This is a genomic window from Micromonospora sp. S4605 (genome assembly GCF_003176715.1).
GTDB lineage: Bacteria > Actinomycetota > Actinomycetes > Mycobacteriales > Micromonosporaceae > Micromonospora > Micromonospora echinaurantiaca.
The window spans coordinates 17,983-27,881 of sequence record NZ_QGSW01000171.1 but is presented as its reverse complement, the minus strand read 5'-3'; the positions used below and the strand labels follow the sequence as shown (position 1 = coordinate 27,881).

At 74.2% G+C, this 9,899-nt stretch carries 9 protein-coding genes and 1 tRNA gene; 1 reads left to right on the top strand and 9 read right to left on the bottom strand.

Features of this window, described 5'->3' with window-relative positions; translation table 11 throughout:
* Positions 1 to 121 precede the first annotated feature (121 nt).
* From DLJ47_RS12860 to DLJ47_RS12850, 3 genes are all read right to left on the bottom strand, one after another.
* The gene (locus DLJ47_RS12860; RefSeq protein WP_109900257.1) at positions 122 to 871 is read right to left on the bottom strand and encodes a Bax inhibitor-1/YccA family protein; all 750 of its coding nucleotides are present in this window, start codon (positions 869 to 871) and stop codon (positions 122 to 124) included.
* 157 nt (positions 872 to 1,028) lie between these two features.
* Positions 1,029 to 1,844: a Bax inhibitor-1/YccA family protein gene (locus DLJ47_RS12855; RefSeq protein WP_109900256.1), complete on the bottom strand. Its 816-nt coding sequence runs from the start codon at positions 1,842 to 1,844 to the stop codon at positions 1,029 to 1,031.
* Positions 1,845 to 1,954: 110 nt separating this feature from the next.
* Positions 1,955 to 2,035, bottom strand: a tRNA-Leu gene (locus tag DLJ47_RS12850).
* Between the two features lie 101 nt (positions 2,036 to 2,136).
* Between DLJ47_RS12850 and DLJ47_RS12845 the strand changes: the two genes are divergently transcribed.
* Positions 2,137 to 3,984 carry a hypothetical protein gene (locus DLJ47_RS12845; protein WP_109900255.1) on the top strand — a complete coding sequence of 616 codons (1,848 nt, stop codon included), beginning with the start codon at positions 2,137 to 2,139 and terminating at the stop codon, positions 3,982 to 3,984.
* 82 nt (positions 3,985 to 4,066) lie between these two features.
* Here DLJ47_RS12845 and DLJ47_RS12840 read toward each other — a convergent pair whose 3' ends face one another.
* From DLJ47_RS12840 to DLJ47_RS12815, 6 genes are all read right to left on the bottom strand, one after another.
* A complete protein-coding gene (locus DLJ47_RS12840) occupies positions 4,067 to 5,398 on the bottom strand; it encodes an NAD(P)/FAD-dependent oxidoreductase (RefSeq protein ID WP_109900254.1) in 1,332 nt (443 codons plus the stop codon).
* A 127-nt stretch (positions 5,399 to 5,525) separates the two neighbouring features.
* Entirely contained in the window at positions 5,526 to 6,086 is a 561-nt protein-coding gene (locus DLJ47_RS12835) for a hypothetical protein (protein WP_446723556.1), read from the bottom strand.
* Positions 6,087 to 6,147: 61 nt separating this feature from the next.
* Positions 6,148 to 7,551, bottom strand: a complete 1,404-nt coding sequence (locus tag DLJ47_RS12830) for a DUF58 domain-containing protein (protein WP_109900252.1) — start codon at positions 7,549 to 7,551, stop codon at positions 6,148 to 6,150.
* Positions 7,551 to 8,558 carry an AAA family ATPase gene (locus DLJ47_RS12825; RefSeq protein WP_109900251.1) on the bottom strand — a complete coding sequence of 336 codons (1,008 nt, stop codon included), beginning with the start codon at positions 8,556 to 8,558 and terminating at the stop codon, positions 7,551 to 7,553. Before DLJ47_RS12825 ends, DLJ47_RS12830 begins: the two co-directional genes overlap by 1 nt.
* Positions 8,558 to 9,145, bottom strand: coding sequence for a hypothetical protein (locus tag DLJ47_RS12820; protein ID WP_109900250.1), 588 nt, complete (start codon positions 9,143 to 9,145; stop codon positions 8,558 to 8,560). Before DLJ47_RS12820 ends, DLJ47_RS12825 begins: the two co-directional genes overlap by 1 nt.
* On the bottom strand, positions 9,142 to 9,879 hold the full coding sequence (locus DLJ47_RS12815; protein ID WP_109900249.1) for a DUF4129 domain-containing protein: 738 nt from the start codon (positions 9,877 to 9,879) through the stop codon (positions 9,142 to 9,144). The genes DLJ47_RS12820 and DLJ47_RS12815 overlap by 4 nt, the downstream gene beginning before the upstream one ends.
* Between the last annotated feature and the right edge of the window lie 20 nt (positions 9,880 to 9,899).

Sequence of the window (9,899 nt, the reverse complement as noted above, 5' to 3'; positions counted from 1 at the left end):
CCCTACGACCACCCCCGCCCGCTGTTCGGCCCAACCCGCAGGCGTCGATCATGAGGTTGTTGACCACCCGATCGGCGTGTCGCGACAACAACTTCATGATCGACGGGAGTGCCCCGGGGGGTCAGCGGCGGAGGTAGGAGAGGAGGCGGAGGATCTGCCAGTAGAGGAAGATCAGGCCGACCAGCACGCCGAACGCGCAGAGCCAGGCGTACCGGCGGGGTAGGCCGGCGCGGATCGACCGCTCGACCAGGTCGAAGTCGAGGATGAAGCTGAGCGCGCCCGCGATGATGGCGACCACCGAGAAGGCGTACGCCGGCCAGCCGACCTCGCCGGTGAGGCTGTAGATCTCCAACCCCTGCCGGCCGGTGACCAGGTAGACGGCCAGGTTGACCAGGCTGATCGCGACGATCCCGAGCAGCGTGCCGACCACCAGCCGGGCCAGCAGCGGCGTGGCCCGGACCAGCCGGGCCCGGTAGAGCAACGCCATGCCGAGGAAGACGCCGAAGGTGCCCGCCACCGCCTGCACCACGATGCCCGGGTAGACCAGTTCGAACGCCCGGCTCGCCACGCCCAGCAGCAGCCCCTGGAGCAGGGCGTAGCCGACGATCGGCACCGGGTTGGCGATGCCCCGCCAGGAGATCACCACGGCGAGCACCAGCCCGGCCAGCGCGGTGCCGGCCAGCGCGGCGGGCACCCAGACCGCCTGCGGCACCACCACCCAGGCGATCGCGGCGGTGAGCCCGGTGAGCAGCAGCAGCCCGACCGTGCGCACCACCACGTCGTCGACGGTCATCGCCTCCGCGCCGCCGGCCCGCCGCTGCCCCCGGCTGGTCTCATCGAGCCGGGTCAACACCGGGTTGCTGCTGCGCACGTCGCCTCCTCCGCCGCGTACCCCTCGCTGTCACTCTGCCCCGGACGGCCCGACGGTGGCGGTCAAACGCCACGGCCCGCGAAGCGACGGAAGGCCGGAGAGCGACGGCGCCCGCCCCCCGGGTGCGGGGACGGGCGCCGGTCGGCTGCGGGCGAGGTCAGTCGTCGCCCTGGAAGTAGCTCAGCAGGCGGAGCACCTCCAGGTAGAGCCAGACCAGGCTGACCAGGATGCCGAAGGCGGCCACCCAGGAGTAGCGCTGCGGCAGGCCCATCCGGACGCCGTCCTCGACCTCCTTGAAGCTGAGCACGAAGCTCAGCGAGGCGACCACGATGCAGACCAGGCTGAAGCCGATGGCCAGCGGGCTGCCGTCGCGCAGGCCGGTGTTGACGCCGAAGAGCGCGAACACGAGGTTGATCAGCATGACCGCGAACAGGCCGGCCATGACGGCGATCATGCCCTTGACGAACTTCGGGGTCGCCCGGATGACCTTCGCCTTGTAGAGCATGGCCATCAGGAAGAAGACCCCGAAGGTGGCCACCACGGCCTGGAGCACGATGCCGTCGTAGAGCGAGTCGAAGGCCTTGCTGACCATGCCGACGAAGACGCCTTCGACGACGGCGTACGTGACGACCAGCGCCGGGTTCGCCATCCGGGAGAACGAGATGATCAGGCCGAGCACCAGACCGACGATCGCGGCGCCCATCCAGGCGACGCCGACCAGCGCGTCGGGCACCAGCACCCAGGCGGCCGCGGCGGAGACGCCGAGGATGCCCAGGAGCGTGACGGTCTTGACCACCACGTCGTCGAGCGTCATGGGAGCGACGGTGGGCGGAGCGACCGGGTAGCCCGCCTCCGTCGGGTACTGCTGGGGGTAGCCGGGCTGTCCGTAGGGCCCGGTCGGGGCGTACCCGGCGGAGCGCTCCCGCTCGGCCGCCTGGCCGAGCCGGGCGAGCACCGGGTTCGAAGTCTTCACTGTCAGGCCTCCCTCAGGGGGTCGATGCACGTGAACGTGCACCGTCAAGAGTAAACGCCCCGGCCAGTCCCGTGGAGATCGGCGACCTGAGGGGAAGCTGAAAGTGTCGGTGCCCGGGGCGGGGGTCGAACCCGCACGCCTTGCGGCAGCCGCTTTTAAGGCGGCCGTGTCTGCCGTTCCACCACCCGGGCGGGGGACACCGGCGCGTCGACACGCGTGGTGCAGTGTCACGGTAGCGGGTCCTCGGCGACCCGGCGTACCCCGACGCCCGGCCCACACTAGGGTCAAGACCGTGAGCAGCGCAGCCCCCACGGCCCCGGACGCCGTCCCTGACCAGGCTGTCCACTCCACCGAAAGGGCGCTCGGGGCCCGGCTCGCCCGGCTGCTGGCGGCCGCCGCCCGCAACCGTACGGACCTGCTCGTCGGCCTGCTCTTCGTGGCGCTCGCCGGCTGGCTCACCCACGGCCTGTGGCCCGACCCGACCAGCCGGACCCTGGCGCTCAACCCGGAGGACCAGGCCCTCTACGAGTGGTTCCTGGCGATGGACTCGCGCGCCCTGCTGGGCGACTTCGGCCTGCTCAGCGACCGGCTCAACGCGCCGGACGGGGTGAACCTGATGACCAACACCTCGGTCATCGCGCTCGGCGTGCTGCTCGCCCCGGTCACCCTGCTGCTCGGCGCGCCGGTCACCTTCGCGCTGCTGGCGGCGGGGAACCTGGCCGGCACCGCGATCGCCTGGTACCTGCTGTTCACCCGCACCCTGCGGGCCCGCCGGCTCGCCGCCGGGCTGGGCGCCGCGGTCTGCGGCTTCGGCCCGGGCATGGTCTCGCAGAGCAACAGCCACCTGCACATGACCGCCCAGTGGCTGGTCCCGGTGATCGTCTGGCTGGTCATCCGGATGCTGCGCGCCGCCGACCCGGGCCGTGCGGGCGGCGACGGCGCGGGGAACACCGGGCCGGACCGGCGCCGGCTGACCACCTCGGCGATCGGCCTCGCCGCCGCGGTGACCGCGCAGGTCTTCATCGGCGAGGAGGTGCTCTTCCTCTGCGCGGTCACGCTGCTGGTCATGGCGGTCGGCTACGCGCTGGTGGACCGGGACCTGGCCCGGCGCGCGCTGCCCGGCTTCGCCGGCGGGATGGCGCTGGCCACCGGGCTGGCCCTGCTCGCACTCGCCGGGCCGCTGTGGTTCCAGTTCGCCGGCCCGCAGGGCGTCGCCGACGGGATGTTCAGCCCCGACTACTTCTCGGCGGACCTGCGCAGCTGGTGGTCGATCTCCCCGCTGTCGGTGGCCGGTGGCGCGGAGGCGGCCCGGCTTACCACCGGCCCGGCCGAGTACAACACCTTCCTCGGCTGGCCGCTGCTGACGGTCACCGTCGGCTGCGCGTTCTGGCTGGGCCGCCGCCCGCTGGTCGTCGCCTGCGTGGCCGGCGCGCTCGCGATGGGGGCGCTCTCCCTCGGCCCCCGGCTGGTGCTGGACGGCGACCGCACCGCGGTGCCCGGCCCGTACGCCCTGATCGCCGGGCTGCCGGTGGTGGACGGGGCGCTGCCGATGCGGTTCGCCCTCGCCGTGCTGCCGCTGACGGCCACCCTGCTGGTGCTGGCGGTGGACCGGGCGCTGCGCGACACCGGCCAGGTCCGCCGGCTGGTGCCGGCGCTGGTCGGCGTGGCGCTGCTGCCGCTGGTGCCGACGCCGCTGCCGACCGCCGATCGGCCGCCGGTGCCGGAGTTCATCACCGCCGGCCACTGGCGGCAGTGCGTGCAGCCGGGCGGGGTGCTGGTGCCGGTGCCGCTGCCCACCCCGAAGGAACCGTGGCCGATGCGCTGGGCGGCCGCCGCCGACGCCGGCTTCGGCATCCCGGAGGGCTTCTTCATCGGCCCGTACGGCCGGGGCGGCACCGCCGCGATGGGCACCTACAAGCAGCCCACCTCGGCGCTGCTGGCCGAGGTGGCCAAGCGCGGCCTGCAACCGGCGATCGGTGACGAGCAGCGCCAGCAGGCGAAGAAGGACGCCGACTTCTGGGGCGCGTCGTGCGTCGCGCTGGCGGTGGACACCCCGCACGCGGAGAGCCTGCGCGGCACCCTGGAGCAGCTCTACGGCCCGGCCACCCGGATCGCCGACGCCTGGATCTGGCGGGTCTGACCAACACGCGGCACAGCCGGGCGCGGTGACGGCGAACGCCCCTCCGCCGGGGGCGGAAGGGCGTTCGTCGACGTGCCGTGGGTCAGCCGCGCGCGGCGCCGACCGGCTGGGACGCCTCGGCGAACTCCTCGCGCGGGTCGTGCAGCTGGCCGAGGGCGACCACCTCGCGCTTGAGGAAGAACGCCAGGGTCCAGTCGACCACCACCCGGACCTTGCGGTTGAACGAGGGGATCCGGCTCATGTGGTACGTCCGGTGCATGAACCAGGCCGGCCAGCCCTTCATCTTGACGCCGTACACCTGGGCCACGCCCTTGTGCAGGCCGAGGCTGGCCACGCTGCCGGCGTGCTTGTGCTTGTACTCCACCGGCTCCCGGCCGCGGATGACGTTGACGATGTTGTCGGCCATCCGGGCGGCCTGGCGCACCGCGTGCTGGGCACTGGGCGAGCAGTACGCCCCGGGCGGGCCGGTCAGGTCGGGCACGGCCGCGCAGTCGCCCGCGCTCCACGCGCCGTCGACCACCCGGTCGCCGTCGACCACCTGCAGCGTCGGCAGGCAGGTGACCCGGCGCCGCTCGTCGCGCGGGAAGTCGGTCGCGTCCAGCAGCGGCGACGGCTTGACGCCGGCCGTCCAGACGATGGTGTCGGACTTGAAGCTGTCGCCGTCGGAGAGCTTGACCACCCCGTCGACGCAGGACTCCAGCCGGGTGTCCAGCCGGATGTCCATGTCCCGCTTGAGCAGCTGCTGGACGGTGTAGGCGCCCATGTCCCGGTCGACCTCGGGTAGCACCCGCTGGGTCGCCTCGACCAGCACCCAGCGCATGTCCGTCGGCTTCAGCTCCGGGTAGTAGCGCAGCGCGTCGCGGGCCATGTCCTCCATCTCGGCGAGCGCCTCGATGCCGGCGTACCCGCCGCCGACGAAGACGAAGGTCAGCGCGCTGCGGCGGACCTCCGGGTCGGGCGTGGCGGCCGCCACGTCGAGCCGGTCCAGCACGTGGTTGCGCAGGTAGATCGCCTCGCCGATGGTCTTGAACCCGATGCCGTGTTCGTGCAGGCCGGGGATCGGCAGGGTCCGGGAGACCGAACCGGGCGCGACCACCACGTGGTCGTACCGGATCTCCCGGGTCGGGCCGCTGATCGGCTGCACCACGGCGGTCTTGCGGTCGTGGTCGATCCGCGTCACCGCGCCCGCCACCACCTTGCACCGGCGCAACTCCCGTCGCAGCGGCACCACGGAGTGCCGCGGGGAGATGTTGCCGGCCGCCGCCTCGGGCAGGAACGGCTGGTAGGTCATGTGGGGCTGCGGGTCCACCACGATGACCTCAGCCTCACGGGAGCTGAGCTTCTTCGACAGGCGCAGGGCCGCGTAGAGACCGACGTGCCCGGCACCCACCACAAGGATCCGCTTCGGATTCACGTCATCTATCTTTCCCCGGGCGGCTCGGCTAATCCCGTCCGCGCCCCCCTTCTGTGACCGAGCACAACCCCTGTGACCTGCGCAACGTGGGCGGCTGGGGTGGCCATCGGCGGGGTCGCCCCGGGCGTCACCTGCGGCGCAGCAGCCACCCCAGCAACGCGGTCAGCCCGGCCGCGACCAGCAGACCGGCGACCGTCACCAGCTGGAATCCGCCGTCGCCGCCGGCCCCGGCGACCTCCACCAGCAGCACCCCGAGCACCGCGGCGGCGAGCACCACCGCGCCGGCCCGGATCAGCCAGCGGACCAGCACGTCCGGGTCGACCACCGCGTCGTACGGCAGCACCGCGGCCAGCGCGCAGAGGGTGTGGGTGAGGTACAGCACCGCCGCCACGGCGAGCAGCCGCCAGAGCGCGATCGGCCGGCCGTACCCGTCGGTGGCCAGCAACCACCCGCCGACGGTGACCAGCGCCGCGAAGGTCGGCCAGACCCGGCGCGGCCCGACCGCGGGCAGCACCGCCACCAGGACCAGCGCGCCGAGCGGCCGCCCGGACAGCACCTGCGCCGGGTACGCCAGCACGAAGCCCACCAGCACGCTGAGGAAGATGCCGGCGCGTACCAGCAGCGGCGTGAGGCTGACCCGACCGGCCGCGCGCCGGACCGCCCGGACGCGTTCGGTGACCGCGTCGATCATCCGCGCCCACCTTCCGTTCGCGACTGCGGGGCTCGCAAACCCGGCTCACTCCTCGCGCTCACCGGGCACCCACCCGGGGGGCGGTGGCCAGCCGGGCCACGTCGCGCAGCACCTGGTCCAGGCTGCCCGCGCCGGCCCAGCGCACCACCGGTACGCCGTGCTCGCGCAGCTGCCCGATCATCGTGTCCCGGTCCAGCCGCCACAGCCGGTACGCCACCTCCGCCCAGCCGCGGTCCTTCGGCACCGGCAGGTCGGCCGGCAGGGTGTCCACCGCGACCACGAACCGACCCGAGCGGGCCAGCCGGGCCAGCATCTGCGCCGACCGCTCGTCCAGCAGCGGGGTGAGCACCACCACCAGCGCGTCGGCGGCGAGCAGCTGCGGCCCGAACACCTGGTCGTACGGCTCGTGCGGGGAGTGCTCGGGGCGCACGTCGAGCAGCCACTCCAGCACGGTCAGGTATTGCCGGCGGCCGGTGGCCGGGCGCAGCCGGCGGGCGCTCGGGCCGTACTCGAGCATTGAGACCCGGTCGCCCCGGTGCAGGTAGTGCTCGGCGATCGCGGCCGCCGCCCGGACCGTGGTGTCCAGCACCGAGGCGGCGCCGTCGACGCCACCGGAGCGGCCCGCCTCGGCGAGCACGTCGAGCAGGACGACCACCTCCGCGTCCCGGTCGGACAGGGTGGCCGCCACGTGCAGTTGCCGGGCCCGCAGCGAGACCCGCCAGTCGATGCGGCGCAGCCGGTCACCGGGCGCGAAGACGCGCACCCCGGCCAGTTCACCGCCCTCGCCGGGCCGGCGCGAGTGGTGCGCGCCGACCAGGCCGGCGGCCCGGGGCATCGCCTCGACCGCCTCGAACGGCTCGGTCTTCGGGTAGACCCGGGTGCGGACCGGTTCGGTGATCACCGCGCGGGAGACGAGCAGGCCCTGCGCGGCGGCGACCCGTGCTCCGGCCGGGCCGACCGGGTGCCGCCCCCAGCGCAGCGCCCTGCCGGCGAGCTCCAGGTCGACAGCGGTGGCGGTGGCGAGCGAGGTGACGAACGGGCGGTCGGCCACCGCCGGGGCGCCCGGCCCGGGGGCGGTGGCGATCGCGGCGCCGGCGATACTGGCCCGCTCGATACGCAGCCAGGGGGAGACCCGGGCGCGGACCACCGTCACGTCGTAGTCCACCCTGTCCGGGTTGCCGACGGTGACCGTGCCGATGACCTCGCCCCCCTCGACCAGGTGGTCGTCCCCGCCGGCGATCCAGACCTGGGGCAGCCCGGTCGGCCGGCGGTGCAGCGCGTACGCGGTGCCGAGCGCGATCGGCACGGCCAGCACGATCAGGTCGACCCGGCCGAGCAGCACCGCCGCGATCAGCAGCAGGCCGGTCAGCAGCACCGCCCGGCCGAGCGCCCAGGTGGGCACCCAGCCGGGCGACGGTTCCGGCTCACCCGCGTCGACGGGCGGCACCGTGGATCCGGCCATCAGCGCCCGGGCCGGCCGGCGGCGTAGCTGGGCAGCGCGCCGCTGGCCGGGGCCGGAGTGCCGGAGAGCACCTCACCGACCACGAAGGACGGATCGACCCGGCGCAGCCACATCTCCGGGCGCAGCGTGATCCGGTGCGCCAGCGCCGGCACCGCGACCTCCTTGACGTCCTCCGGCACCACGTAGTCCCGGCCGGCGAGGACCGCCCGCACCCGGGCCAGCAGCAACAGCGCCAGCGATCCGCGCGGTGAGGCGCCGACCAGCACCGACGGGTGCTCGCGGGTGGCCGCCGTCAGCGCCACGATGTAGCGGCCCACCGAGTCCTCCACCACCACGTCCTCCAGCGCGGCCTGCATGGCACGCAGCGTGGCGGCGTCGACCACCGGCTTGATCTCGGCCTCCTCGCGGCGGCGGGCCATCCGCCGGCGCAGCACCTCCCACTCCTCCTCGTGCTCCGGGTAGCCGAACGACACCCGCAGCAGGAACCGGTCGAGCTGCGCCTCGGGCAGCGGGTAGGTGCCCTCGTACTCGATCGGGTTGGCGGTGGCCAGCACGTGGAACGGCTCGTCCAGCCGGTACGTCACGCCCTCGACTGAGACCTGCTTCTCCTGCATCGCCTCCAGCAGCGCCGACTGGGTCTTCGGCGGGGTCCGGTTGATCTCGTCGGCGAGCAGCAGGTTGGTGAAGACCGGCCCGGCCCGGAAGGCGAAGTCGCCACTGCGCTGGTCGTAGAGGAACGAGCCGGTGACGTCGGCGGGCAGCAGGTCCGGGGTGAACTGGAGCCGGCGGAAGTCCAGCCCGAGCGCCTGGGCGAAGGAGCGGGCGGTCAGCGTCTTGCCCAGCCCGGGCAGGTCCTCCAGCAGCACGTGGCCGCCGGCCAGGATCCCGGCGAGGACCAGTTCCAGGGCTTCCCGTTTGCCGACCACGACCTGGCCGACCGCGTCCAGCACCGCCCGGGCGAGGTGGCCGACCTCGGTGGCGGGGATCGTCCGGTCGACGTCGTTCATCAGAGCTTCTCCAGTTCGGCGACGATCGCCGCGAGGTCACGCGGCGACGGGGTACGGCGGGGCGGGGTCTCCAGGAACGTCCACAGCCGCTCGCCCAGCAGGGCGCGGGCCCGGGCCGGATCCGACTCGCGGGTCACGCCGTGTCGCTGGCGCAGCCGCTCGTCGGCCAGCTCACCGAGCCGGGGCAGGATCACCTTGGTGAACCGTTCCGGCCGGGTGGCGGACCAGTCCAGCGGGACCTCCCAGCCGTTGATCGCGGTCCGCAGCGCGTCCCGGGCGCCCCAGTTCCAGACGCCGTCGTCCATGCCGACCGAGGCCCGGGGTCCGGCGCCCGGCAGCGGCGGCGGGGGCGTCAGCGCGGCGACGATCCGGCGCACCGCGAAGAGCGCGACCACCCCGGCGACCAGGATCAGCAGGGAGACCCGCAGGCCGACCGCGCGCAGCCCGGCGACCAGCACGACCACCACCGCCGCCATGCCGGCCAGGGCGCGCAGCACCCGCCCGACCCGGCCGCCCCGGTCCCGCTCGTCGGCCCGGGGCCGTTCCTCCTCGAAGCTGAGCAGGTCGTCGATGCTGGTGCTGCTCATGAGGCCGGCTCCGCCCCAACCACCGTGGTGAGTTCACCACGCAGCCGGCGCAGCGCGGCGCGGGCCTGGTCCCGGGTGTGTTCGTCGACCGGGTGGGTGGCGTACCGCGCCTCCCGGTAGACGTGGGCGAACTCGGCCAGCACGTCGGCGCTGACGATCGCCGGCACACCGGCGGCCGGGTCCCCGCGCAGCAGCCGGGTGACCAGGTCGGTGGGGGTGTCCCCGGGCAGCCGGGGGACGCCGGCCGCGGCGGCCGCCTCCTCCAGCCGGACCCAGCAGGCGATCACCGCGGTCCGCGGGTCGGTGTCCCGGTCGTCCAGCTCGACCAGGCCGGCGTCGAGGGCGGCGACCACCTCGCGGGCGGTGCCCTCGGCGGTACGCCGGGCCGGCTGCACCGGCAGCGCCCGGGTGGTCCGGCGGATCGCGCCCCGGACCAGGGTCCAGGCCAGGTAGCCGAACGCGACCAGCGCGGCCAACCCGAGCAGCACGATCGCCACGGTGCCGAGCCACTGCGGGAGCTGCGCCCTGGTGGCCTCCCCCGCGTCCCGTGGCTCGACCGGTATCGACGGCGGCGGTTCCACCGACGGGTAGTCCGGGACGTAGGGGACGTTGTCGGCGGCGGGCGGAATCCGGCTCGCGCCGATCGACGAGTGCGCGGCCGCCAGCGCGGCGACGGCGAGCAGGGCGACCACTGCCGCCACCGGCCACCACCTGCGCAACCCGCTCAGATCCATCCGGGACTACCTCCGGACCT